This is a genomic window from Streptomyces sp. CA-210063 (assembly GCF_024612015.1).
Lineage (GTDB): Bacteria > Actinomycetota > Actinomycetes > Streptomycetales > Streptomycetaceae > Streptomyces.
Genome location: NZ_CP102512.1, coordinates 2610971 through 2637025 on the forward strand (window position 1 = coordinate 2610971; position 26055 = coordinate 2637025).

At 70.3% G+C, this 26055-nt stretch carries 17 protein-coding genes; 6 read left to right on the forward strand and 11 right to left on the reverse strand.

Annotation, left to right across the window (positions count from 1 at the left end; translation table 11 throughout):
* Positions 1-24: 24 nt before the first annotated feature.
* Both JIX56_RS11280 and nrdR read right to left on the reverse strand, forming a co-directional pair.
* Positions 25-2922, reverse strand: a complete 2898-nt coding sequence (locus JIX56_RS11280; RefSeq protein ID WP_257539790.1) for a vitamin B12-dependent ribonucleotide reductase — start codon at positions 2920-2922, stop codon at positions 25-27.
* Positions 2923-3082: 160 nt separating this feature from the next.
* On the reverse strand, positions 3083-3643 hold the full coding sequence (nrdR, locus tag JIX56_RS11285) for a transcriptional regulator NrdR (protein ID WP_257539792.1): 561 nt from the start codon (positions 3641-3643) through the stop codon (positions 3083-3085).
* Between the two features lie 536 nt (positions 3644-4179).
* Here nrdR and lexA point away from each other — a divergent pair.
* Positions 4180-4956: a transcriptional repressor LexA gene (gene lexA / locus JIX56_RS11290; protein WP_020114122.1), complete on the forward strand. Its 777-nt coding sequence runs from the start codon at positions 4180-4182 to the stop codon at positions 4954-4956.
* A 163-nt stretch (positions 4957-5119) separates the two neighbouring features.
* On the opposite strand, the gene JIX56_RS11295 is transcribed toward lexA, so the two are convergent.
* From JIX56_RS11295 to JIX56_RS11310, 4 genes are all read right to left on the reverse strand, one after another.
* Positions 5120-7111, reverse strand: a complete 1992-nt coding sequence (locus JIX56_RS11295; protein ID WP_257539794.1) for an ATP-dependent DNA helicase — start codon at positions 7109-7111, stop codon at positions 5120-5122.
* A gap of 250 nt (positions 7112-7361) precedes the next feature.
* A complete protein-coding gene (locus JIX56_RS11300) occupies positions 7362-8099 on the reverse strand; it encodes a GNAT family N-acetyltransferase (RefSeq protein ID WP_257539796.1) in 738 nt (245 codons plus the stop codon).
* A 103-nt stretch (positions 8100-8202) separates the two neighbouring features.
* The gene (locus JIX56_RS11305) at positions 8203-10266 is read right to left on the reverse strand and encodes an IucA/IucC family protein (protein WP_257550814.1); all 2064 of its coding nucleotides are present in this window, start codon (positions 10264-10266) and stop codon (positions 8203-8205) included.
* 441 nt (positions 10267-10707) lie between these two features.
* Positions 10708-12201 carry a diaminobutyrate--2-oxoglutarate transaminase family protein gene (locus JIX56_RS11310; protein ID WP_257539798.1) on the reverse strand — a complete coding sequence of 498 codons (1494 nt, stop codon included), beginning with the start codon at positions 12199-12201 and terminating at the stop codon, positions 10708-10710.
* A 444-nt stretch (positions 12202-12645) separates the two neighbouring features.
* Here JIX56_RS11310 and JIX56_RS11315 point away from each other — a divergent pair, with 444 nt between their 5' ends.
* Both JIX56_RS11315 and JIX56_RS11320 read left to right on the forward strand, forming a co-directional pair.
* Entirely contained in the window at positions 12646-13875 is a 1230-nt protein-coding gene (locus JIX56_RS11315) for a trypsin-like serine peptidase (RefSeq protein ID WP_257539800.1), read from the forward strand.
* Between the two features lie 242 nt (positions 13876-14117).
* Positions 14118-15299 (forward strand): trypsin-like serine peptidase, encoded by a 1182-nt coding sequence (locus tag JIX56_RS11320; RefSeq protein ID WP_257539802.1) that lies wholly within the window; start codon positions 14118-14120, stop codon positions 15297-15299.
* A 40-nt stretch (positions 15300-15339) separates the two neighbouring features.
* Here JIX56_RS11320 and JIX56_RS11325 read toward each other — a convergent pair whose 3' ends face one another.
* From JIX56_RS11325 to JIX56_RS11335, 3 genes are all read right to left on the reverse strand, one after another.
* The gene (locus JIX56_RS11325; protein ID WP_257539804.1) at positions 15340-16611 is read right to left on the reverse strand and encodes a DegT/DnrJ/EryC1/StrS family aminotransferase; all 1272 of its coding nucleotides are present in this window, start codon (positions 16609-16611) and stop codon (positions 15340-15342) included.
* On the reverse strand, positions 16604-17749 hold the full coding sequence (locus JIX56_RS11330; protein ID WP_257539806.1) for a Gfo/Idh/MocA family protein: 1146 nt from the start codon (positions 17747-17749) through the stop codon (positions 16604-16606). The genes JIX56_RS11325 and JIX56_RS11330 overlap by 8 nt, the downstream gene beginning before the upstream one ends.
* Positions 17750-18101: 352 nt before the next feature.
* Positions 18102-19010 (reverse strand): LysR family transcriptional regulator, encoded by a 909-nt coding sequence (locus JIX56_RS11335; RefSeq protein WP_257539808.1) that lies wholly within the window; start codon positions 19008-19010, stop codon positions 18102-18104.
* A 162-nt stretch (positions 19011-19172) separates the two neighbouring features.
* Here JIX56_RS11335 and JIX56_RS11340 point away from each other — a divergent pair, with 162 nt between their 5' ends.
* From JIX56_RS11340 to JIX56_RS11350, 3 genes are read left to right on the forward strand one after another with little or no spacing between them, the layout of a single operon-like run.
* Positions 19173-20537 (forward strand): (5-formylfuran-3-yl)methyl phosphate synthase, encoded by a 1365-nt coding sequence (locus tag JIX56_RS11340; protein WP_257539810.1) that lies wholly within the window; start codon positions 19173-19175, stop codon positions 20535-20537.
* A 45-nt stretch (positions 20538-20582) separates the two neighbouring features.
* On the forward strand, positions 20583-21497 hold the full coding sequence (locus JIX56_RS11345) for a hypothetical protein (RefSeq protein ID WP_257539812.1): 915 nt from the start codon (positions 20583-20585) through the stop codon (positions 21495-21497).
* An 11-nt stretch (positions 21498-21508) separates the two neighbouring features.
* On the forward strand, positions 21509-22642 hold the full coding sequence (locus tag JIX56_RS11350) for a hypothetical protein (RefSeq protein WP_257539814.1): 1134 nt from the start codon (positions 21509-21511) through the stop codon (positions 22640-22642).
* Positions 22643-22854: 212 nt separating this feature from the next.
* Here JIX56_RS11350 and hflX read toward each other — a convergent pair whose 3' ends face one another.
* Together hflX and JIX56_RS11360 are read right to left on the reverse strand one after the other, a co-directional pair.
* Complete coding sequence (gene hflX, locus JIX56_RS11355; protein ID WP_257539816.1) at positions 22855-24351, reverse strand: GTPase HflX; 1497 nt, start codon at positions 24349-24351, stop codon at positions 22855-22857.
* A gap of 180 nt (positions 24352-24531) precedes the next feature.
* Positions 24532-26013, reverse strand: coding sequence for a M1 family metallopeptidase (locus JIX56_RS11360; protein WP_257539817.1), 1482 nt, complete (start codon positions 26011-26013; stop codon positions 24532-24534).
* Between the last annotated feature and the right edge of the window lie 42 nt (positions 26014-26055).

Below are 26055 nucleotides of genomic sequence, written 5' to 3' on the forward strand. Positions count from 1 at the left end.
TTCACGCCCGGAAGGGGCTCGGGTTCAGCTGCAGCCGCTCGTCGAGCCGCAGCCCTCGCAGATGTAGCAGGAGCCGGCCCGCTGCATCTTCGTACCGCAGGAGAAGCACAGCGGGGCGTCGGCCTGGATGCCCAGCTGCATCTCCACCAGCTCGGCGCTGGTGTGGGCCTGCTTCGGGGCGGGCCTGGCCGCCTCGTCGTCGGCCTTCGGGGTGGAGACGGCCTTCAGGGACTGGCGCGGCGCCGACTGGGCGAGGCCCTCGACGTCCACCTCCACGTCGTCGAGGATCGGCTCGTACGAACCGGTCTCCAGGTGACGCTGACGCTCCTCGGCGGAGTGGATGCCGAGCGCGGAGCGCGTCTCGAAGGGCAGGAAGTCCAGCGCCAGACGGCGGAAGATGTAGTCGACGATCGACGCCGCCATCCGCACATCCGGGTCGTCCGTCATACCGGCCGGCTCGAAGCGCATGTTCGTGAACTTCGAGACGTACGTCTCCAGCGGCACGCCGTACTGCAGACCCACCGAGACGGCGATCGAGAAGGCGTCCATCATGCCCGCGAGGGTCGAGCCCTGCTTGGACATCTTCAGGAAGACCTCGCCCAGGCCGTCGTCCGGGTAGGAGTTGGCGATCATGTAGCCCTCGGCGCCGCCGACGGTGAAGGACGTGGTGATGCCGGGCCGGCCCTTCGGGAGGCGCTTGCGTACCGGGCGGTACTCGACGACCTTCTCGACCGCGGTCCGGATCGTCTCCTCGGCCTTCTCGGTGATCTCCGCCTTCTCCTTCTCCTTGGTCTTGGCGGAGAGCGGCTGGCCGACCTTGCAGTTGTCGCGGTAGATCGCGAGCGCCTTGACGCCCAGCTTCCAGGCCTCGAAGTAGATCTCCTCGACCTCCTCGACGGTCGCCGTCTCCGGCATGTTGACCGTCTTGGAGATGGCGCCGGAGATCCACGGCTGGATCGCGGCCATCATGCGGACGTGGCCCATCGGGGAGATGGCGCGCTCGCCCATGGCGCAGTCGAAGACCTCGTAGTGCTCCGGCTTGAGGCTCGGGGCGTCGATCACATTGCCGTTCTCGGCGATGTGGGCGACGATCGCCTCGATCTGCTCCTCCTGGTAGCCCAGGCGGCGCAGGGCCTGCGGGACCGTGCCGTTGACGATCTGCATCGAGCCGCCGCCGACCAGCTTCTTGAACTTGACCAGCGCCAGGTCCGGCTCGACACCGGTGGTGTCGCAGGACATGGCGAGGCCGATGGTGCCGGTCGGGGCGAGCACGGACGCCTGCGAGTTGCGGAAGCCGTTCTTCTCGCCGAGGCGGAGCACGTCCTGCCAGGCCTCGGTGGCGGCGGCCCACACCGGGGTGTCCAGGTCGTCCATGCGGACGGCCGTGCCATTGGCGTCGGAGTGCTGCTTCATGACGCGGTTGTGGGCGGTGGCGTTGCGGGCGTAGCCGTCGTAGGGGCCGACGACCGCGGCCAGTTCCGAGGAGCGCTTGTACGCCGTGCCGGTCATCAGGGAGGTGATGGCGCCGGCGAGGGAGCGGCCGCCGTCGGAGTCGTACGCGTGGCCGGTCGCCATCAGCAGGGCGCCGAGGTTGGCGTAGCCGATGCCGAGCTGGCGGAAGGCGCGGGTGTTCTCACCGATCTTCTGGGTCGGGAAGTCGGCGAAGCAGATGGAGATGTCCATCGCGGTGATGACGAGCTCGACGACCTTCGTGAAGCGCTCGACCTCGAAGGACTGGCTGCCCTTGCCGTCGTCCTTCAGGAACTTCATCAGGTTCAGCGAGGCCAGGTTGCAGGACGTGTTGTCCAGGTGCATGTACTCGCTGCACGGGTTCGACGCGGTGATGCGGCCGGACTCGGGGCAGGTGTGCCAGCGGTTGATCACACCGTCGTACTGGATACCCGGGTCGGCGCAGGCCCACGCGGCCTCGGCGAGCTTGCGGAAGAGCGCCTTGGCGTCGACCTTCTCGATGATCTCGCCGGTCATACGGGCGCGGAGACCGAACTCCGTGCCGTTCTCGACGGCCGTCATGAACTCGTCGTTCACACGGACCGAGTTGTTGGCGTTCTGGTACTGGACGGACGTGATGTCGTCGCCGCCCAGGTCCATGTCGAAGCCCGCGTCGCGCAGGGCGCGGATCTTCTCCTCTTCCTTCACCTTGGTGGCGATGAAGTCCTCGACATCCGGGTGGTCCACGTCGAGGACGACCATCTTGGCGGCGCGGCGGGTGGCACCGCCCGACTTGATCGTTCCTGCGGAGGCGTCGGCACCGCGCATGAAGGAGACCGGACCGGAGGCGTTGCCACCGGAGGAGAGCAGTTCCTTGGAGGAGCGGATACGGGAGAGGTTCAGGCCGGCGCCGGAGCCGCCCTTGAAGATCATGCCCTCTTCCTTGTACCAGTCGAGGATCGACTCCATGGAGTCGTCGACGGCCAGGATGAAGCAGGCGGAGACCTGTTGGGGCTGCGGCGTGCCCACGTTGAACCAGACAGGGCTGTTGAAGCTGAAGATCTGGTGCAGGAGGGCGTACGCCAGCTCGTGCTCGAAGATCTCGGCGTCGGCGGGCGAGGCGAAGTACTTGTAGTCCTCGCCGGCCTTCCGATACGTCTTCACGATGCGGTCGATGAGCTGCTTGAGGCTCACCTCGCGCTGCGGAGTGCCCACGGCACCGCGGAAGTACTTGCTGGTGACGATGTTGACCGCGTTCACCGACCAGAACTCGGGGAACTCGACGCCACGCTGCTCGAAGTTGACCGAGCCGTCGCGCCAGTTGGTCATGACGACATCACGGCGCGCCCATTCCACCTCGTCGTACGGATGCACGCCGGGGGTCGTGTGGATGCGCTCGATACGCAGGCCCTTGCTCGCCTTGGTGCCCTTGGCGCGGGAACTCCGTGCCGGACCGCTCGCCGTCTCTGTCATGCCGCCTCCCTGTACGGGCGAAAACGCCCTGAAGTGCCACGTTGTTCCAGTGACACGGTGTTCTGTCTTGTGCCGCGACCCGGCTGACACAGCCGTTCGCGACAGGTCTGGATCGCCGCCGATCGTCCGGTCCCATCGGTCCGGCGGTGCGGCCCGCCGATCAGTCGGCGGCGTTGGCGGGCACGGGAACCTGGGCAGTCCCTCCGGACCCGCGGTCGTTCTCCAGGCGCTCCTCGACCGTGATCTCGACGTCCTCGTCGTTCACGTCGGGGCGCTTCTGCTGCTCCCTGAGTTCCGCGATGGCGGCCTCGAAGTCCTCCAGCGAGTCGAACGCCCGGTAGACCGAGGCGAACCGCAAGTAGGCGACGAGGTCGAGCTCCTGCAACGGGCCGAGTATGGCCAGACCCACGTCGTGGGTGGTCAGTTCGGCGCTTCCGGTGGCACGCACCGCCTCCTCGACCCGTTGGCCGAGCTGGGCGAGCGCGTCCTCGGTGACAGGCCGCCCCTGGCATGCCTTGCGGACACCATTGATGACCTTGGTACGGCTGAAGGGTTCCGTCACACCGGACCTCTTGACCACCATCAGCGAGCACGTCTCCACCGTCGTGAAACGACGGGAGCAGTCCGGACACTGGCGGCGCCTGCGGATCGACGTGCCGTCGTCCGTCGTACGACTGTCGACGACGCGGCTGTCGGGGTGCCTGCAGAAGGGACAGTGCATAACTCCAACCCTCCTCACACAGCGCGGCCCAATGGCCCCACGGGCCACTTGAACCCCGCGGAAGCAGCCCCAAGCATAGGGGATGACCAAGAGCCCGAGGACCCGGGGGACCACAACTTCTGGGCTGTTGTTGCAATCCAAGCACTAGATGTAGGGCTTGGCACGTAAATCCACCCACGACGCGCGTGTCGCGCATGTATGTCATGTGCCAGACGGGAACGCCGTCGCAGAGCGCAGCCGTACCGTCGCGGAACGGACGGGGATACGGTGGGGCGCCACGGAGAAAGGGGCCGGTGCCCGGCTGACGGGACACCGGGTGGCAGACTGGGCCGCGCGGCGACAGCGGCCCACAAGGCCTTCGCTCCGGCGGTGAAGAGTACAGCAATCGGCACTTTTGCCCGCCGGGCCCGCGTCTTACACCCAGGCACATGATCACGTCAGACAATCCAGAGTTTTTCACTCGAACGTGTGTTTGGCGCAACCTTTCGAAAGCAACTACCGTTGTGCTGCACGGGAGACCATCGAGAGGGGCCGACGTGACCACCACCGCTGACAGTGCCACCATCACTGCCCAGGACCGCTCCCAGAGCCGACTCGAGCCGGTGCATGCAATGAACGAAGCCACGAACCATGAAGGGCCCAAGCGAGCCCTGCCCGGCCGACCTCCAGGTATCAGGGCGGACAGCTCCGGGCTCACCGACCGGCAGCGCCGGGTCATCGAGGTGATCAGGGACTCGGTGCAGCGGCGTGGATACCCGCCGTCGATGCGGGAGATCGGCCAGGCGGTCGGCCTGTCCAGCACATCCTCCGTGGCACACCAGCTGATGGCCCTGGAGCGCAAGGGCTTCCTGCGCCGCGACCCGCACCGCCCGCGTGCGTACGAGGTCCGCGGCTCCGACCAGTCCTCGGCGCAGCCCACGGACACCGCGGGCAAGCCGGCCGCGTCGTACGTGCCGCTCGTCGGCCGGATCGCCGCCGGTGGCCCGATCCTCGCCGAGGAATCGGTCGAGGACGTGTTCCCGCTCCCCCGCCAGCTGGTGGGCGACGGCGAGCTGTTCGTCCTGAAGGTCGTGGGTGACTCGATGATCGAGGCCGCGATCTGCGACGGCGACTGGGTGACGGTCCGCCGTCAGCCCGTCGCCGAGAACGGCGACATCGTGGCCGCCATGCTGGACGGCGAAGCCACGGTCAAGCGCTTCAAGCGAGAGGACGGCCACGTCTGGCTGCTGCCGCACAACGCCGCCTACGAGCCCATCCCGGGTGACGACGCGACCATTCTCGGCAAGGTGGTGGCAGTCCTGCGCCGCGTCTGACACCCAGCGGAGGACGGTCGCCCGTGTCTGTCCCCGCCCCTGATCCGGGCCCCGGAATCCACTGCGCCGGTTCCGGGGCCCTGGGCTGTCCAGGAGCGCGAGGAGCGCTTCGGACCCTGAGACGTGTGAAGAGTGGCCTGTCCCGATCGGGACAGGCCACTCTTCACACGTCTGCCTTCTCCGCCGTTGCCGTGTCCTTGGCCGCCTGGTCGATCGCGGCGAGCGACCTGCGGACCTGGTTACGGTCCGTCGTGTACCAGAAGTCGGGCAGTGACGCCTTGAGATAGCTCCCGTACCGCGCGGTCGCCAGCCGCTGGTCCAGTACGGCGACCACGCCACGGTCCCCCTGCGCCCGTACGAGACGGCCGGCGCCCTGGGCCATGAGCAGGGCGGCGTGGGTGGCCGCGACGGCCATGAAGCCATTGCCGCCCGCCTCCTCGACGGCCTTCTGGCGGGCGCTCATCAGAGGGTCGTCGGGGCGCGGGAACGGGATCTTGTCCATGACGACCAGCTGACAGCTGGGCCCGGGTACGTCGACGCCCTGCCAGAGCGACAGCGTGCCGAACAGACAGGTCTTCGGGTCGGCCGCGAAGCCCTTGATCAGCTCGCCGAGCGTCTCCTCGCCCTGCAGCAGGATCGGGTACTCGGGGATACGGACGCGCAGCTCCTCCGCCGCCAGCTGGGCGGCCCGCATCGAGGAGAACAGGCCGAGCGTACGGCCGCCCGCCGCCTGGATCAGCTCCGTGAGCTCGTCCAGCATGTCCGTGCGGTCGCCGTCGCGCGCGGGACGCGACAGATGCTTGGCGACGTAGAGGATGCCCTGCCTGGGGTAGTCGAACGGAGATCCGACGTCCACACCCTTCCACTGCGGAAGGTCGTCCCCCTGGGTGCCCTCCGGTGCCAGGCCCAGCGACGCCCCCACGCCGTTGAAATCGCCGCCCAGCTTGAGAGTGGCCGAGGTCAGGGTGACGGAACGGTCCGCGAAGAGCTTCTCCCTGAGGAGGCCCGACACGGACATGGGGGCGACGCGCAGGGACGCACCGAAGCGGTCGTGGCGTTCGTACCAGACGACGTCCCACTCGGAACCGTTGGTGATCCGCTCCGCCACGTCGTGCACGCTCTCCACGGCGGCCAGCGCCTGCTTACGGACCGCGTCCTCGTCCTGGACGGACTTGTCGCGGGTGCTGCCGATCGCGGAGATCACCGTACGGGCGGCGTCGCGCAGCGCCATGAGGACGTACGCCAGGTCCTCCGGGACCTCCTCCAGGCGGCCCGGCAGCGCCAGCTCCATGAGCCGCTCGAAGCCCTCGGCGGCGGTCTGGAGCTGGTCGGCGGCCTTCTCGTTCACGAGCTTCGCCGCCCGCTTCACGGCGCGGTTGACCTGGCCCGGGGTGAGCTCGCCGGTCGCCACACCGGTCACGCGTGAGACCAGCTCGTGGGCCTCGTCCACGATCAGCACCTCGTGCTGCGGGAGCACCGGGGCGCCCTCGATGGCGTCGATCGCGAGCAGCGCGTGGTTGGTGACGACGACCTCGGCGAGCTTGGCCCGCTCCCTGGCCATCTCGGCGAAGCACTCGGCTCCGTACGCGCACTTGGTGGCGCCCAGGCACTCCCTGGACGACACGGAGATCTGTGCCCAGGCACGGTCGGACACGCCAGGGGTGAGGTCGTCCCGGTCGCCGGTCTCGGTCTCCTGCGACCAGTCCCGTAGCCGCAGCAGGTCCTGGCCCAGCTTGCTGGTGGGCGCGGCCGCCTCGAACTGGTCGAAGAGGCCTTCCTCCTCGTCCTGCGGCATTCCTTCGTTCAGGCGGTGCAGGCACAGGTAGTTCGACCGGCCCTTGAGCATCGCGAACTCGGGGCGCCGGCGCAGCAACGGGTGCAGCGCGTCGACCGTCCTCGGCAGGTCCCGCTCCACGAGCTGCCGCTGCAGCGCCAGGGTTGCCGTCGCGACGACCACCCGCTCCCCTTGCGCGAGGGCGGGCACCAGGTAGCCGAGCGACTTTCCGGTGCCGGTGCCCGCCTGCACCAGCAGATGGGAGCCGTCGTCGATCGCCTCCGCGACGGCTTCGGCCATGGTCACCTGGCCGGGGCGCTCCATGCCGCCGACAGCGGTGACGGCAGCGTGCAGGAGTTCGTGGAGTGAGGGCTTCGTCATAGCGCGACCACCCTACGGGTCACCACTGACAAACGGGTGACCAAGGCGGAAGCGTGGGGCGTGAACGGCGGGATCAAGACCGGATTCTCTTCGACGGGGCAGCGGGATGGGTGTGGTGGCCGGGGAGCGGGACGGCTCAACGGGCACGGCTGATTCTCGTGGGCCGGAAATCGGGTCGGCTCGATCGGGAACCGGATCGGCGCGAGCGGTGTACCAGAAATGACGGCGTCACAGCAGATGCACATCAGATCTACATCAGATCGCGCAGGAGTCGGTCTCTCACCATGAGGGCGGCCCGCTTGTCGGGCAGGTCGACCTCGGCGGAGAACCGAAAGCCGGCGCTGAGGAAAGCGGAGACGGAGGGGAAGTTGCGAAGGTCGGGTTCCGCGATGACGCGGGCACAGGAAGGTCTTCTGTCGAGGATGAGATCGGCGACGGCGCGGAGCAGGGTGGAGCCGAGACCCCGCCCCCGATCGGCCACGGGGCCGATGAGGAGGTGGATTCCCGTGTCGTGCGGGCGGGCGGGGTAGTGGCGGGCGATGGGGTCGAGGTCGGCCCGGTAGATCTCCCAGTAGCTCATCGGGGTCCCGTCCAGCAGCCCCAGGCAGGGCACGCTGCGGCCGTCACCGTCGAGCTGGGTCCGGAGGTGGTCCGCGGTCACACTCTCGGATCCCGCGAGCTTCCAGTAGGAGGCCACGGCGGCGTCGTTCATCCAGCGGGAGATCAGCGGGAGCTCCCGTTCGACGCGGACGGGGACGAGGTGCAGGGTGCCTGCCGGGGTGACGACCGGCCCCCAGTCGGCGAGGTGGTCGAGCAGCTCGCCGTTGGCCGGGAGCGCCTCCTGTCCCTCCTCGGTCCTGCCGCCGCACAAGTCTCCGTCCTCGGCCAGGAGCGCGAGGAAGTCGTCGGACAGGCGCAGTTCGAGCGTGTCCTCGTTGCTCGAGGTCGAGGCGGTGCCGGTGTCGGTGCTCGCGTCGGTGGGAGGCACGGCGACGCTCCTCTCAGGAGATCGGGTGGGTCATGTTCCTCGGGACTGAAGGGAGTCGGGGCACGGAGACGGTTGGGGGCCGAACAGGGCAATGGAAGGCAGGTCAGAGATGGAGGGGGTTGGCGATGGTGACGTAGACGGACTGGGTGTCCACCGGGCCGACGAGTTCGTCGAGGCCATGGAGGCGGGTCAGCAGGTTGGCCTTGCAGCGCAGGACGGGTGAGTCGAGCAGCCGGGTCGGCAGTGTCGTGTTCAGCCGGGCAGGGCCGGTGGCCACATCGGTGAGGAAGCGGCGGAAGGCGGCGAGCAGGAGTCGCTCGTCAGCGAGGCGCTGGGAGCCGAACGCGCCGATGAGGCCGAGCACATTGTTGATGCCGAGGTAGTAGGCGAACCGTTCGTCGGTGACCTCGTCGGAGACGAACGTGTCGCTGCGCTCGCCGATACCGGGCAGCCGGGTATCGAGGTCCGCGCGGCGGGACTCGCGGAAGTAGTAGCCCTGGTTGTCGCGGTACCGGCCGCCCATGGGCCAACCGTCGGGGTCCAGCAGGACGAGGGTGTTCTGCTGGTGTGCTTCGAGGGCGATCCCGGCCTCGCTGTCCAGCCACAGCACGGGCCGCACGACCCGCTCCAGGTAGCGCAGGAACCACTCGGCGGCGACGGCGCCTCCAGGACGGCCGGTGCGCCCGGCGAGGCGCGTGACGATGTCGAAGAGCCGCGACCGCATGGTGAGGCGGTCGTCGGAAGGGAAGTCGCCGTGCTGCCGAAGGGAATCGCCGAGACGCTCCGACATTGGGTCGTCGAGGGGCTCCTGCTGCTCACCGGAGCGGCCTGCCTGTGGCTCGCCATGGCCGTACGGCCTCGGTGATACGAGTCCCGCGACGCAGGACACGTCGTCCGCCGGGCCGAACGGGTTGTGCCGGATCACCACGTCCAGGCCGGGTACGGGGTCGCCGTCCGGTGCGGTGACCGCCAGCCAGGCGGGGTCGCGGAGGATGTCGAAGCCGGGGTGGGCCGTCTGCCACTGCTTGGCCAGGCCGGTGCGCAGCAGGCGGTGGACTTCGACACCGCGATGGAGTTCCTTACGGAGGTTCTCGCGACGGGAGTTGGTGATGCGCAGGCCCAGCGAGAGCTTCAGCATCGCGGGTGCGCCGCTGCGGTGGACGGTACGGACAGAGGAGGTGGGGTGCCAGGGGAAGCCGTGCGGTCCCAGGTCCCGGAGTAGTCCCGCGTCGAGCAGGGCGGCGACGGTCCGCCGGTGGCGGACCTCACGGAGCTGCCAGGGGTGCAGGGGCAGGGCGGCGTACCCGTCGGGCAGCGGCAGTGCCTGGCCGGCCAGTCGTGCGGTCAGCTGTTCGGCTGGGATGACACGGCCGCGCTCGGTCCATGCCGAGTCGGTCGAGAGGACGGACGGTGCGATCGCCATCCAGTGCAAGGGAAAGGAGCCACGCAGTTCCGGAGAGTAGAGCCTCACTTCGGCCTCGGAGAGCCCCTCCCGGCTCTTAGGGGTGGGGTGCAGCGGGTGGCCGAGGACGAGAGCCTGCTCGGCGGCGAGGAAACGGTCCGAGGTGTCGGCGGGATGGGCCCGGCGCTCGGCGATGAAGACGGCGACGCGGCGGGCCGAGTCGGCGACTCTGCCGAGCAAGTCGAGCTGGTCCGGCCGGTCGAGTTGGTCCGGCCGGTCGAGCTGGGCAGGCCGGTCGAGCTGGGCAGGCCGGTCGAGCTGGGCAGGCCGGTCGAGTTGGTTGAGCTGGGCAGGCCGGTCGAGTCGGCCGAGCGGGTCACCTGGCCCGGGTCGGGGTTCGTGGGGGCCTGTCTCCTGCGGGGCTCGCGCGGGCGACTCCCTGGCCAGCAGGGCCGCCAATGTCACCGCGTCGACAGAGGGTGCGGTCTCCGGGGTGCCGGCTAGGTACGGCGGGCCGAAGCGGTGCCAGCCGGTCGGGGACCAGTAGTGCACCGGTGCGAGGAGTGTCGTGCCGGTGGTGGGGAGGGGGATGTGGAGGATGCCGTCGTGGGGAGAGGTGAGGTTGTGTTCGCGTACCCAGCAGCGCAGCAGGTTCTCGACAGCTGCCGCTTGGGCCGCGCTGTGCGGGTCGGGGTGGTCCAGGGGGTCCGTGGCGCGGCGGGGCGGAGGCTCGGTGGCCCGGGATTCGTCGGCTTGGCGAGGGATCGACTGGACGCGCTCATGAAGTGGCTCGGTCGACTTGTGAGCGAGCGCGACAGGGCTGGCGGCCGACGTGGCAGGGCACGGAATCTGCTCGGATCGACTGGGCCCCCACTCAGCCTGATCGGGCCGCCAAGCGTTCCGGTCGGGCCCCAGGTCGGCCTGGCAAGGCGGTGGCTCGGCGCTGGGCGAGGGCGGGGTCTGTGGGGTGTGGGCTTCCGTCTGGTGATTGTGAGTGTGGGCCTCAGGGGCAGGCGGCGGCTTCACGGCGGTTCCTGGGGTTGCTCGTGCGGGAGGGCAGTCGCGGGTTGGGGCGGTCGTACGGCGTGGGGGCTTGTGCGGGACGGGGGTGGGGCGGTGGCGCTGTGTGTCGGCACTGGGGCTGGGCGACTGGTTGGGGCACGGGGTGCTGGCCGTTCCGGTCGGCTCCTCGGGGCATCTCGATGGTCATCCGCCCGGCATGCGCCCAGGCCCCTTGGCCCGCTCGGGCGCCACTCCCAGTCCCCGCGACACCGTGGCCGCCGCCACCGAGGCGATGGCGTCCGTCAGGCGGTCGAGTACGGCGTTCGTCTGTTCGTCGGTGATCGTGAGGGGTGGGAGGAGGCGTACGACACCGGCGTGGCGGCCGCCGAGTTCGACGATCAGGCCGCGGCGGAGGCTTTCGCGTTGGACCGCGGTGGCAAGGGAGGGGGCGGGTGGGCGCGGGCCGGCGCCGTCGGAAAGAGGAGGTGTCTCCGGGGTGACCATTTCGATGCCGATCATCAGGCCCCGTCCCCGCACATCGCCGACGCAGGCGAACTCCTCAGTGAAGGAGCGCAGTTGGGTGAGCATGCGGGCACCCAGGGTTTCGGCGCGTTCGGCGAGGCCGTTCTCGCGGACGTGGGCGAGGGTGGCGGTGCCGGCGGCCATGGCGAGCTGGTTGCCGCGGACGGGGCCCGCGTGGGCGCCGGGTTGCCAGACGTCGAGGTCGTCGCGGTAGACCACGACGGCCAGCGGGAGACTGCCGCCGATGGCCTTGGACAGGATCATCACATCGGGGACGACGCCGCTGTGCTCGACCGCCCAGAAGCGGCCCGTGCGCCCCACACCTGTCTGGACCTCGTCGGCGATCAGCGGGATCGAGCGCGCGGCGGTGATCTCCCGCATACGGCGCAGCCAGCCGTCCGGAGCGGGGATGACACCGTCCTCTCCCTGGACGGGTTCGAGGATCATGCCGGCGGGCAGTGGTTCGCCGGACTTGGCGCCGTCGAGGACGGACTCGGTCCAGCGGGCGGCGATTTCGGCGCCGCGCTCGCCGCCGATGCCGAACGGGCAGCGGTAGTTCTGGGGAAAGGGCAGACGGGCCACCCGTACATCGCGGGCGCCCCCGGACGCTTGGAGTGTCTCGGTGGTCATGCTGTGACGGCCGCCGGCGAAGGCGAGCATTCCGGTGCGTCCCGTCGCCGCCCGCACCAGCTTGAAGGCGGCCTCGACCGCGTCCGTGTCGGCGGGTCCGCAGAACCGGACGCGCGCGCGTTCCGCGAGGCCGGGCGGAAGGGTGCGGAGGAGTTCGGCGGTGAAGGCGTCCTTGACGGGGGTGGCGAGGTCGAGGGCGTGCAGTGGGGCGCCCGAGTCGAGCACCTTGCGGATCGCTTCGAGGACGACCGGATGGTTGTGGCCGAGGGCCAGGGTGCCGGCGCCGGACAGACAGTCGAGGTAGCGGTGGCCGTCGGCGCCCTCGATGGTCAGCCCGCGTGCGCGTACGGGCACGATGGGCAGAGCACGCGCGTAGGTGCGTGCCGCCGACTCGCGCGCGGCCTGCCGCCGCGGGCTCCCCTCGGGCGCCGTGTGCGCTCCGCCCTGCTCCCTCTGTGTGCGCGCCCGTTCGTCCTCGTGTCCCGGACGAGGTGTCCGCTCGGGCTCGTACCCCGCCGGCGCCACCGCAGACTCGGTCACCGCCACGACTGCACTTCCTCCCGCTGCTCAGGGGCGAGTTGGCAGGGGGCACCGAGCACCGGCGGGTCCCCCGCAGGTACCAACGACGCGACCCGCACGGGGAAGCGGGTCAGGCGAAGATCTGTTCCGTGACGGAAGAATCCGCCCGCTCCCCCACCCAGGCGATGGCCCGCATCGTCGGCACCGAGACGCGGCGGGGACGTCAAATCGGTAGCTCTCCGGAGGTATTGGCAGATCAGAAAGCTCGTAGCGAAACCGTTGCCGTTCCCTCGGATGTCCCCCACAACGACCGCATAGTGTGTGGTGCCGTTCCGTAGTAGGGATGCGGCTCGGCGGATTCTCACCAAGCCGCGCGTACGACTGCTACGTACGAAGAAGCAGAGGTACAGGGCCGTGCGCGATCCGCTTCGGCAGCACGAGTTCTCTTACGCCCCAGGGGGAGTTCAGACCATGCGACCCATACGACCGCCCTTCGCCGCCCGTCGCGGGAGGAGCACGCGCCGCAGGACCTCCCCCGTTCTGGCCGCGGTCGGCCTCGCCACGGTTCTGTCGTTGACCGCCACCGCGTGCGGCTCGGGCGACACCACCGCGAACGCCGATGCGTCGGCGTCCGCGCAGAGCAGCGACAGCGCGGGCGACGGCAAGATCCAGATCCCGGACGACATCAAGGACAAGCTCAAGGAACACGGGATCGACCTCGACAAGTGGCGGGGCGGGGCCTGGAAGAACTGGGACAAGGACGACTGGCTGCGCGAGGCCGAGGACTACGTCAACCCGATCATCGAGGACCTGTGGGACCCGGACCGGATGCGGGACGCCGAGGAGCCGGAGAAGGAGGTCGACGAGAGCGACCTCGCCGGCGACCAGGGCGTGACCGACCCGACGCCGGAGTCCGTCGAGGCGGAGGCGGTGTCGACGAAGTACCACGAGAACGCACCCGAGGCGGGCAAGGTGTTCTTCGACGCGCCCGAGGGCACGATGGTCTGCTCGGCGACCGTGGTCCAGGACCCGGCCAACCCCGGCAAGTCCAACCTCGTGTGGACCGCCGGGCACTGTGTGCACGCGGGCAAGTCGGGCGGCTGGTACCGCAACATCGCCTTCGTGCCCTCGTACAACGACAGCGGGATGTCGGCGTCGGAGCTGCAGACGGCCACCAAGGAGCAGGTCGCCCCGTACGGCGTCTGGTGGGGTGACTGGGCGCAGACCTCGGACCAGTGGATCGAGCAGGGCGGCCAGACGGGCGGTGACGGAGCGCCGTACGACTTCGCGGTGATCCATGTGACGCCGGAGGAGGACAGCGGGGGCAAGTCGCTGGAGGAGATGGTCGGTTCGGCGCTGCCGGTGGACTTCGACGCGCCTGCCGTGACGCAGGTGCAGAGCATCACCGCGACCGGCTACCCGGCGGGGGCTCCGTACGACGGCGAGACGATGTACCAGTGCGCGGACAAGCCGGGGCGGTTCTCGCTCGTCGAGTCCGACCCGACGATGTACCGCATCGGCTGCACCATGACCGGTGGTTCGTCCGGCGGTGGCTGGGTGGCGACCGGTTCGAACGGCGAGCCCGCACTGGTGTCCAACACCTCCATCGGCCCGGTGAGCGCCGGCTGGCTGGCCGGTCCGCGCCTGGGTAAGGAGGCCGAGGGTGTGTACCAGGCGGTGAGCGACAAGTTCGCGCAGTGACGCCGCGCGTAGGCAGTGACGACCGGGGGTCGGTGGGCGTCGCACCGGCAGTGACGGCTGCGGATCGGTGACGCCGGACAGCCAGTGACCACCGCCGGACGACCGCCGTTCGATGGCGGCGCCTGGACGACTCGAGGGCGGGCGGCGCGTGCAAATTGTTTGCCGCGCGCCCTCCGTCCGTCCCCCAGCGCCCCCGCATAGTGGGCGGGACACACGGATAGTTCCGACGGGGGTCGAGAACCATGCGTTTCTCACAGCGGCGGCACCACCTTCTGGCCGCCACCGGACTCGTCGCGGCGCTCGCGCTGACCGCGACCTCCTGCGACTCGGGCGACGACAGCGCGAGCGACAAGCCCGGCTCCGCCGCGTCCCGGACCGCCGACAGGGACGGTGACGGCATTCCCGACGTCCTCGCCGACAAGCTCAAGGAGCACGGCATCGACGTCGACGGCTGGAAGGACGGCGGCTGGAAGGACTGGGACAAGGACAAGTGGCTGAGTGAGGCGAAGGACTTCGCCAATCCGGTGATCGAGGGCCTGTGGGACGCGGAGCGGATGCGCGGGGCCGGGGATCCGGCGAAGACCGTCTCGGCACAGGACGCCTCCGCCGACCAGGGCGTCAGCGACCCCGTTCCGGCGCCGGTCGAGGCCACGGCGGAGAAGACGCCGTACCACGAGAACGCCGGTACGGTCGGGAAGATCTTCTTCGACTCCCCCGAGGGCTCGATGGTCTGTTCGGGCACGGTCGTCTCGGACGTGAACCATCCGGGGAAGTCCAACCTCGTGTGGACCGCCGGCCACTGTGTGCACGCGGGCAGTGGGGGCGGCTGGTACCGCAACATCGTCTTCGTCCCGGCCTACAACGACCTGGGCAGGTCCGAGGAGGAGTTGGCCGCGGGCGCCGCCGCCGAGGAGATCGCCCCGTTCGGCCAGTGGTGGGCGGACTGGGCCGCGACCTCGGACGAGTGGATCGCGGGCGGCTCCGAGGAGGGCGGCGCCGGAGCCGCGTACGACTACGCGGTGCTGCATGTGAAGCCGGAGTCGGGCGACAAGTCCCTGGAGGAGACCGTCGGAGCGGCCCTGGACGTGGACTTCTCCGCGCCGTCCGTGTCGGAGGTCGACGCGATGGGTGCCTGGGGCTATCCGGCCGCACCCCCGTACAACGGTCTGACCATGTTCCGGTGCATCGACAAGCCCGGGCGGCTTTCCCTCGATCCGTCCCTGCCGACGATGTACCGCATCGGCTGCACCATGACCGGCGGTTCGTCCGGCGGCGGCTGGTTCCGCATGGCCGGCAGCGAGCCCCGGCTCGTGTCGAACACGTCGATCGGACCGGCCGACAACACCTGGCTCGCCGGACCTCGATTGGGCGACGGGGCCAAGGAGTTGTACGGCGAGATGAGTACCTCGTACGGCGGTCAGTGAGCGAGGGCCACGTACTGCGGTCAGTGAGCACTGGTGGGTTTCACGCGGCTGCCCTTCTCCGTCCGGCGGCCCAGTCGCGCAGGTGACCGGCGTTGCGGGCCAGTCGGTCGAGTGCGCGGGGCAGGTGTTCCTCGGCGCCGGGGCAGAGCATCGCGGTGTGCGGGAGGATCACGGAGGAGTCGTACAGGCGGGCGCAGTGCGGGAGTCGGGCCCGGCGGGGGTCGACGGCTTCCCAGTACTCCTGGTTCAGACGGTGCCGGGGCTTGCTGTGCGGCAGGTAGGAGGGCGAGTCGTCCAAGGGGCGGTAGCAGGCCTCGACGGGGACGCCGAGTTCGGCGGTGAGGGCGGCGCGGACGGTCGTCACGGGGATGTCCCGCAGGAGGGCCGCGTCGGGGACGTACGACAGGGCCAGGGCGTAGCCGGGTGGCCGCTCGACCTGGGGGAGCAGGAGGGCGGGGCGCAGGAAGCCGTGGGCGAGCGCCGCCTCGCGCCAGCGGCGGGTGACCGTCTCCCGGCGTTCGCGTTGTTCCGCGAACCGGTCGCACTGGGCGAGCAGGATCGCCGCCTGCCACTCCGTCATCCGGTGGTTGCCGCCCTGTAAGGGCCGCCAGCCGGGCGGTGAGCCCACCGGTGCGCGTCCGCAGTCGCGCAGGCCGGCCAGGCGGCCCGCGAGCAGGGGATCGGCGGTGGCCACACAGCCGCCCTCGCCCGCGGTGAGGGTCCTGCTCATCTGGAAGCTGAAGCAGGACAGTGTGCCGACCGAGCCGGCACCGTGCCGCTCCCAGCGGGCGCCGTGCGCGTGGGCGCAGTCCTCGATCAGTGCGAGGCAGTAGCGGGCGGAGAGGGCGGCCAGGGCCGTGAGGTCGGGCATGGTCCCGTAGAGGTGGACGGCGACGACGGCTCGGGTCCGCTCGGTGATGGCGGCCTCCACGGCGGCCGGGTCGAGGCACCAGGTGTCGGGGTCCACGTCGACCAGGACGGGTACGGCGTTGGCGTCCAGGACCGCGCCGGCCGCGCCCGGCCGGGTGAGGCCGGGGACGATCACCTCGTCGCCGGGGCCCAGACCCAGTGCCTCGCAGGCGAGTTGGAGGGCGACGGTTCCGTTGCTGACGGTCAGGACGTGGCCGAGGCCCTGGAGTGCGGCGAAGCGGGACTCGAAGCGCGTGCCGTGGGTGCCGCCGTGCAGTGACCACTGGCCGTCGTCGAGGACTTCGCGCAGCATGCGGGCTTCCTGGGGGCCGCGCTGCGGCCAGCGGGGCGGTTCGGCGACGACCGGGTCACCGCCGAAGAGCGCGAGAGGGGTCTCAGGCACGGCTCGCCTCCTGGACGAGGTCGTCGACAGCGGCTGGGGCCGCCCCACGGGGATCCGACCGCTCGAGAACGGTGCCGTGGGCCGAGCGGTGGAGCCGGTCGACGATCTCCTGGACGTGGATGGCTTCGGCGGGGGTGACGGGCACCGGGCCGCGGCCGAGGCAGGCGTCGACGAACGCCGCGATCTGCCGCCGATGGGCGAGTTGCTGGTCCCAGGCCTTGCCGGGCGGGGCCGGCCGGGAGTGGCCCGGCGCGAGCGGGTTCGGGTGGGACGGCGGCAGCGGGGAGATCTCCAGGTCTCCGTTGTCGCCGAGCAGCCGTACTCGGACGGTCTCCTCGTGGGCCGACCGGGCAGCGTACGAGGTGGTGATGCTCAGGGACATGCCGTCGCGGTGGCGGACGAGGCCGGTGGCCGTGTCCTCGGCTCGGGAGGTTCCCCGCGCAGGCCGGAAGGCCCGCTTCACGACTTGGGCGGGGTTCTCCTCGGCTCGGCCGACCTCGCCCTCCGGCCGCTGTCCTCGGCCGAGGGTCCGGTCGTGGGGGACGCGGAGCGTTTCGACGGCCTCGGGAAAGCCGGTGAGCCACATGGCGAGGTCGAGCAGGTGGATGCCGATGTCGGTGAGGGGGCCGTCACCTCGACCGGCCCGGGGCCGGTCGAATGTGTCGCGGCGGGCCGTCGCGGTGAGTTGGACGTCGTGGATCTCGCCGATCTCGCCCGCGTCGACGATGCCGCGCGCGGTGCGTGCCTCGGTGAGGTGGCGAAGGTGGAAGCCGAAGGTCAGGACGCGGCGTTCGGCCGCGGCGACGGCGGCCATACGGGTCACATCGGCGGCGCTGGTGGCGGCGGGCGGCTCGCACAGTACGTGGCAGCCGGCCTGGAGGGCGGTGACCGCGAGCGGGGCGTGCAGGTGGGGCGGGGCGCAGACGCTGACAAGGTCCACGTCCGTGGTGGCGAGCATCTCCTCCAGGGAGGTGAAGACCTCGCGTACGCCGAACCTGCGAGCCATGGCCCGCGCTCTGTCGTGGTCGGGGTCGACCACGACGGCCAGGTTCACGCGGGGGTCGGCGGTATGGGCGGCGGCGTGGTCGGCGGCGGCGATACGTCCGCAGCCGACAATGGCTGCGCGGAGATTCACCACGGAATACCCTTCAGCGATGCGGCGGCCGGGTGCCCATGGGCCCGTCGGCCGGCCGGGAGGCTGGTCTTTTCTCCCGAATGCTCGCAACACCGAACCGACAGCGTCCAATAGATTCGTGCATGCCTGGATGGAATGTTTGACGTCGAGTCGGCGGGGGCTGAGAAGAAACCATTCGGCGCCATTCGCGCCAGGTGATTTCGCGGGTGAATTCGAGAGCCGATTCGACGGACTGACGCATTCCGGGTTCGCCGCCCGAGATCCCGCTCCGCCAGCCGTCAGGCGTCAGCCGTCAGCCGTCAGCCGTCAGGCGTCAGGCCTCAGGCGTCAGGCGTCAGCCGTCAGGCGCCAACCGTCAGCCTTCGGTCCCGGCCCCCGCGACCGTCTCCGTGCAGGCCGTGACGAAGTCGGCGACCACTTCGCGGTTGTCGGCCGCGCGCCAGGCCACGGCGACCTCCGTGGGCGTGATCTTGTCGATCGGGCGGCAGACCACGCCGGGGCGGGGGTAGAAGCGGGCGGTGGAGGCGCCCGTGAGGCAGACCCCGAAGTTGTTGGCGATGGCCTCCATCCACTCGTCTGTGGTGTTCACCTCCGCGCCGATGATCACGGGATGGCCGTCGCGGTGGTCGAGCGCCAGCCAGAAGTCGCGCCAGACGCCGCTCTCCACGGGCACGGCGACGAACGGCTCGTCCAGCAGCTGTTCGAAGCGCACCACGTCCTGCCCGGCCAGCGGGTGCCCAGCCGCCATGAGGACCCAGCGGTCCTCCGTCAGCAGCACCTGCGTACGGATGCTCGACGGCCCCTGCGGCAGCGGCAGTCGCACCAGGGCCACATCCACGTCGCCCCCCGCCAGCCCGGCGGTGGGGTCGATCCACGGCGCCTGGGTCATCACGACGCGCCAGTCCGGCCGGATCATGCCGAAGGTGGCGAGGATCCGGGGGGTGAGTTCGCTGGCGGCGTTGGCGATGAAGCCGACCCGCAGCGTCCGCTCCTCCGTCGCCGCCGCCTCGTGGGCCGCGCCTAGCACGCCCTGCCAGTCCGCCAGGATCCGGCGCACCCCGGGCAGCAGCGCCCGGCCGGCGGCGGTCAGGGTCACGGAACGGCTGGAGCGCTTCAGCAAGGGCAGCCGGAGGCTCCGCTCCAGCTGCTCGATCTGTTTGGAAAGCGCGGGTTGCGTAATGTGCAGGCGCTGCGCGGCGCGGGTGAAGTGAAGTTCTTCCGCGACCGCGACGAATGATCGCAGCAAGCGCAGATCCACATCCATGCCCAGAGGTTATCAACGAATCTATTGGACACGGCGCGCCCCGTACTGCGACATTCGAATGGCCGTCAGGACGGCGAATGAACCGGTCGCCGCGCCGCACGGCGCATGGGCCGGAAATGGCAAATCAGTGCGAGTCCGCGCGATCCGATACCGGGGTTTCTCATGACCGATGACCGGGCGATGAACCGCAAACTGCTCGTCAGTGTCTTCAATCCGCAAGAGGCCCGCGAGGCCGTACTCGGGGGCGGCAGAATCATCGACAGCGAGGATCCGCGCAGCGCCCTCGGCAACATCAAACCGCAGCAGATCATGGCGATCAGCGACGCGGTCCTGGGCTTCCGGCGCGATCTCGAGGTCCAGCTGTCCACCAACATCGGCGAGGACCAGCTGCTCTTCGACCGTTCCGGGACCGGGGCGGCGATCCAGAAGTCCGCGTACGAGATCGCCGGCAAGGCCTCCCAGGCCGCGCTCGGGGTGGCGGTGTCCATGGGGACCCGGGTGCACCCCTGCGGCATCGTGAAGGTGGGCCTCGACGGCATGGAGACCGGCCTGCTCACGGATGTGCTGGGCGAGTGCGTGCAGACCCTGCGGCGCACCGAGGGTTTCTCGCACACCCAGGTGATGTCCGTGCTGTTTGCCCAGGACCTCGATCTGTGGGAGGAGCGCCGCTCGGTGCCCGCGATCCGCCGGGCCCTGGTGAGCCTGCGCGAGTTCCACCCCTGCGAGCCCGAGGCGGAGCACGGATTCGACCTCACCGGGTATGCGGCCGGGACACTGCGGGACGAGAACGGGAACGTCCTGTTCACCGACCGGGGCCAGGTGGACCTGGAGTCGCTGATCGACCACGGGGTCCTCCCCGAGGGCACCCGGCACACCACCGTCGCCCTCAACGAGCTGTTCCCGCACGCCCGTTACGGCATCACCGGGGACCGCACCGCCCGCCGCACCGACCGCGAGGCGATCGCCCGCATGGTCGACGCGACCGTCCGGGCCGGCGCGGGGGCGATGATGCTCGACACCAGCGTCCTGTTGAAGGTCGCCCGGGTCGGACTCGTCGCCACCGAACGCAGCCCCGGCATGACCGACTTCAACTCCCTGGACGTCGACGAGACGACCGGCCTGAAGCGACGGGGCATCCTCGGCCTCGACGACATCCGCTTCTTCGTCGACTACTGCCACCACCGCGGCATCGAGGCCAACCTCGCCGGCTCCGTCACCAGCTGTCAGGCCCAGCAGCTCTGGCGGCTCGTCCCGGAGGTCGACCAGATCTCCACCCGGGGCGCCGCCTCGGCCGTGGCCCAGGACCCCTACCGCTGCGAGGGCGAGGGCGAGGACTCCCGGCGTGACCGGGTGATCGTCCGGAGCCTGGTCCGCGGACTGGTCCCGCCGGAGCAGGGCGGCTACCTGTGGCTGCCGCAGGAGATGAAGCCGCGCGCCGGGGAGGCCGTGCGCGAAGTGCTGGACCGCTTCCCCGGGCTCAGCGGGCACTGGGCGGACCGGTACGGCCGGCTGACGCCGTTCGGCTGACGGACAGCGGACGACCGACAAGAGCTGACAAGGAGCGTGACCCCCATGTCCGATCTGATCCCGCCCACCGCCCCCGGCCCCCGCCTGCCCGTGTTGCCCGCCGGGCGGACCGAGGCCCGGGTTCGGACCGAGTTCGACAGATCGATCCGGGACTGGGGCATCCCCAGCAACCTGTTCCGGACGATGGCGTGGCTGCCCGGCCTCGCACTCACCGAGGTCGAGTACGCCAACTCGTTCATCTTCGACGCCCCGCGGTACGCGCCCGCACCCCGGCCTCCCGGAGACCCGGCCGGGGAGAGCGTCCTGTTCCCGCAGGGCGGCTTCGTGGACCGGGTGACCAAGGAGCTGGTCATCAACCTGGTGAGCCTGCTCAACCGCAGCCGGTACTCCCTCACCCACCACAGCTACATCGGCTTCGGCGTACTGAGCACCCAGCTGCCCCACGAGGACCCGGCGCAGCGGACGGCGCGCGCCGAGGAGATGCTGCTGCGGCTGGTGGACTCGGCGGGGCACCCCGACTGGGAGGACCGGACGTTCACCTGGGAGGGGATCAGCGAGCCCCTGTACACCGTGCCGCAGCAGCACTGTCTGCGGCTGGCGGAGGCGATCCAGCGGGACCCGCACTCGGTCACCGACCGACAGTTCGCCGATCTGCGCGAGGTCCTGCGGGGTGTGGCCGCGGAGAACATCGCGAAGGGGCCGCTGGCCGAGGTGCCGGGCACCGGCACGGAGGCCTATCTGGAGGCCTGGGTCAACGCGATGACCGTCGAACTGACCTGGTGCATCGTGCACTTCGACGGCCTGCTCAACTCCTGGTTCACCGTGCTGCGCGTGATGGACGAGACGGGCGCCGAGGATGAGCTGGGCGTGGACTTCGTCGCCGTGTACAACGCGGAGGTCCCGGACCGGATCAAGGTACGCAACAACAACCTGCTCGGCCCGACGGGCTGGGGAAGTTGAGGACGGACACCATGCCCGAGAACCCGACCCTGACCACCACCGAGGCGCCGCCCATCGCCGGACCGGCCGCCGACGCCCCGCCCACCACCGGACCGGCCGCCGTGGCCGCCTCCGTCGCTGGAGCGCCCGCCGCGAGTCCGACCGCCGCGGCCCGGGCAGCGGCCCGGTCGACCGCCGCGGTCGTACCCACCGAGACCGGTTTCCCGGTCCCCGGCGGCCCGGCCATCCGCTTCGAGTGGCACACGGGCGACTGGTTCGACGTCTTCGAGAAGCATGTCGCCCTCATCCAGTCGGACATCGCCCGCGCCCAGGCCGAGGACCGTGTCGTCGTCTATCTGAGCTGCCCGATCAGCTCGCGGGGCGGCGGTCACTTCCGGACCAACACCGAGATCGCGAACTTCGTGGCCCGCCGGCTGGCGTCCGAGTGGGGCGAGCGGTTCTTCGTCGTCAATCCGGCCGCGTATCAGCTGGAGTCGAAGGAGGGCACCGGCCTGGTCACGCGGCACATCGTCGAACTCGCCCGGGAGACCGGCCGGCCGCTGAGTCTGGAGAGGCTCATGGAGACCGCGCGGCCGACCGGCGGGGACTACATGCGCATGTGGACCCGGGTCCTGGCCGAGGACCACTACCTCACGGACCCGCCCGGCCCGCCCGGTCGGCCTTCGCGCCAGAAGCTCCAGCTCGGCGGGCTCTTCGACGCGTTCTACTTCCTCGGCCCCGACGACGTGCACGGCTTCTTCCGCGCGGACTCGGGCGGCGGCGGTGCGCTGGTGGCGGCGGTGGAGGCGTACTTCGCCCGCAAGTACGCCATCGACCCCGACTTCTGGACCGATTTCGGCACCGTCCCCGGCCCGGAGGGCACCCGCCGTCCGCTGGATCTCACCGACCGGGACGACGCGCAGGTGTGGGAGGCCCGGCGCAAGGAGTTCGTCCGCTTCTACACCGTGCGGGCGGGCGGCTCGTACAGCCTCGGCTGCCACGACGAGTGGAACATCCTCGTCCGGCTCAACAGGGCGCGCGCCGAGCACCCCGCCTACGGCCCCGGTGAACTGATCGCCGCCTACTACGGCGGACGCGCCCGCTCGATGGCCGAGAGCGAGCTGGAGACCTCCCCCGGTTACGAGGTCAAGGAGAAGACCGCGTAGCGCGGGGGACGGACGGGGGGTGTGCGGGGGCACCAAGCGGCCGGTGCCCCCGCACATACCGAAGGCCCGCCCCTCGGCGGAGGGGGCGGGCCTTCGGGACGTCCGGGCGAACCAGCAACTGACCGTCAGACGTCCGGGCGGATCAGCCGGCCGTCAGACGTCCGGGCGAATCAGCAGCCGACCGTCAGACGTCCAGGCGGATCAGCCGACCGTCAGGCCGTCGCCGCCGGGACGTACGGTGCCAGGTCCGCGGCCAGTTCCTCGTGCACCCGGGCCTTGAGCAGGGTGCCCTCCGGGGTGTGCTCCTCGGAGATCACCTCGCCCTCGGTGTGGGCGCGGGCGACGAGCTTGCCGTGGGTGTACGGCACGAGGGCCTCGATCTCGACCGAGGGTCGCGGCAGTTCGTTGTCGATCAGCGCGAGCAGTTCCTCGATGCCCTGGCCGGTGCGGGCCGAGACCGCGATGGAGCGCGTCTCGATCCGCAGCAGCCGCTGGAGCACCAGCGGGTCGGCCGCGTCCGCCTTGTTGATCACCACGATCTCGGGCACGTTGGTCGCGCCCACGTCACGGATGACCTCGCGCACGGCGGCCAGCTGCTCCTCCGGCGCCGGGTGCGAACCGTCCACCACGTGCACGATCAGGTCGGAGTCGCCGACCTCCTCCATCGTGGAACGGAACGCCTCGACGAGGTGGTGCGGCAGATGGCGTACGAAGCCGACGGTGTCCGCCAGCGTGTACAGCCGCCCGCTCGGGGTCTCGGCCCGGCGCACGGTCGGGTCGAGGGTCGCGAACAGCGCGTTCTCGACCAGGACGCCCGCGCCGGTGAGGCGGTTGAGCAGCGAGGACTTGCCGGCGTTGGTGTACCCGGCGATGGCGACCGAAGGCACCTTGTTCCTGCGGCGCTCCTGACGCTTGATCTCGCGGCCGGTCTTCATCTCCGCGATCTCCCGGCGCATCTTCGCCATCTTCTCGCGGATCCGACGACGGTCCGTCTCGATCTTGGTCTCACCGGGACCACGGGTGGCGAGGCCGCCGCCCTTGCCGCCGCCCATCTGCCGGGAGAGCGACTGACCCCAGCCTCGCAGTCGCGGCAGCATGTACTGCATCTGCGCGAGCGCGACCTGGGCCTTGCCCTCTCGGGACTTGGCGTGCTGGGCGAAGATGTCGAGGATCAGGGCCGTACGGTCGATGACCTTGACCTTGACGACGTCTTCGAGGTGGATGAGCTGGCCCGGGCTCAGCTCACCGTCGCAGATGACGGTGTCCGCGCCCGCGTCGAGGACGATGTCCCGCAGCTCGTTGGCCTTGCCGGAGCCGATGTAGGTGGCCGCGTCCGGCTTGTCGCGGCGCTGGAACACCGCGTCGAGCACGAGCGCGCCAGCGGTCTCCGCGAGGGCGGCCAGCTCGGCCAGCGAGTTCTCCGCGTCCCGCGCGGTTCCCGTGGTCCAGACACCGACGAGTACGACGCGCTCCAGGCGGAGCTGGCGGTACTCGACCTCGGTGACGTCCTCGAGCTCGGTGGAGAGGCCCGCGACACGGCGCAGAGCCGCGCGCTCGGAGCGGTCGAACTGGTCGCCGTCCCGCTCTCCGTCGATCTCGAAGCTCCAGGCGACGTCCTCTTCCATCAGGGCATCGGCCCGAAGACCTTCGGGGTTGTTCTGCGCGAAGGCGCTCTGTGCGGCCTGGGAAGGGGAAGAAGAGGAGGTCATTGGGTCCTTACGTCGATGGGGATACCGATGGGGTGACGGATCACGACCCGTCACTGGCGACAACGCCCGGGGCACCCGGGAGATTCCCGCCGCCGACTCGAAGATGGTCGCACGGCACGCCCCGTCTCGTCACCCGGGTTATTCCCGCCCGCACGGGGGCCACGCCCGGGTGGATGGCGCCTACCGCTTCGCCGACGCCCGCACCGGAGCCGACTCCCAGTCCGGGTGCCCCGGCATGGGCGGGGTCTTCACCTCATGCAGCCAGGCGTGGAAGAAGTCGCCCAGGTCGCGTCCGGCGATCCGGGAGGCGAGTTCCTGGAAGTCGGCGGTCGAGGCGACACCGTCCCGGTGGACGGCGACCCAGGTCCGCTGCAGCCGGGCGAAGGCGGGGCCGCCGATCTCCTCGCGCAGGGCGTACAGGAAGAGCGCGGCACCGTCGTAGACGTTCGCCCTGAAGATGCCGATCTTCTGGCCGGCCTCGGGCTTCCTGGGCGCCGCCGGCGGTCCCCCGGCGGCGCGCCAGCGGTCGGAGGCGCCGTAGGCGGCCTTCATGCGCGCCGCCAAGGACCTGCCGGCGGTCTCCTCGGCGTACAGGGCCTCGTACCAGGTGGCGTGTCCCTCGTTCAGCCACAGGTCGGACCAGGTGCGGGGGCTGACGCTGTTGCCGAACCACTGGTGGGCCAGCTCGTGCACCATGATCGACTCGACGTACCACTTGGGGTACTCGGTCCGTGTGAACAGTTCCCTCTCGAAGAGGGAGAGGGTCTGCGTCTCCAGCTCGAACCCGGTCTGCGCCTCGGCGATCAGCACGCCGTACGTCTCGAAGGGGTACCGGCCGACCTTGCCCTCCATCCACTCGATCTGGGCGGGGGTCTTCTTGAGCCACGGTTCGAGCTTCTCGCGGTCCTTGGCCGGGACCACGTCCCGTACGGGCAGGCCGTCGGGGCCGTCCCGGTGCAGCACGGCGGAGCGGCCGATGGAGACCTGGGCCAGCTCGGTGGCCATGGGGTGCTCGGTGCGGTACGTCCAGGTGGTGCCGCCCGGGGCGCGGGCCGTCCCGGCGGCGACGCCGTTGGAGACGGCCGTGTAGCCGTCGGGCACGGTGACCCGGACGGTGAACATCGCCTTGTCGGAGGGGTGGTCGTTGCAGGGGAACACCACGTGCGCCGCGTCGGCCTGGTTGGCCATCGCGAGCCCGTCCGCGGTCCGCAGCCACCCGCCCTCCTCGTCCCCCGTGTACACGGGGCTGCTGGTGTGCCGCACGGTGATGCGTGTCCGGCTGTCCTCGGGGAGCGGTTCCCGGGGTGTGATCACCAGGTCCTCGCCCGCGCTCGTGAAGGCGGCGGGTGCCCCGTCGACCTCGACGGAACGCACTTTCCCGTGCGAGAAGTCAAGGTTGACCAGTTCCAGGCGGGAGGTGGTTCGCGCGTCGATCGTGGTGACGGCCGTGAGCGGCTGACGGTTGCTGCCGGGGTAGGTGAAGTCGAGGTCGTACGACCGCACGTCGTATCCCGGGTTGCCGAGGTGCGGGAAGAGCCGGTCGCCGATGCCGAGGGGCACGGCGGGTGAGGGGGCGCCGGCGGCGATCAGGCAGACGGAGACGGCGGAGGCGAGCAGCGCCGTCTGGACGCGGCGGCTCCTGGGGCGTGGGGTGAGCGGCATGGACCACCGCTACCAGCGCGTCTCCGCTCCCCGGTGACGACG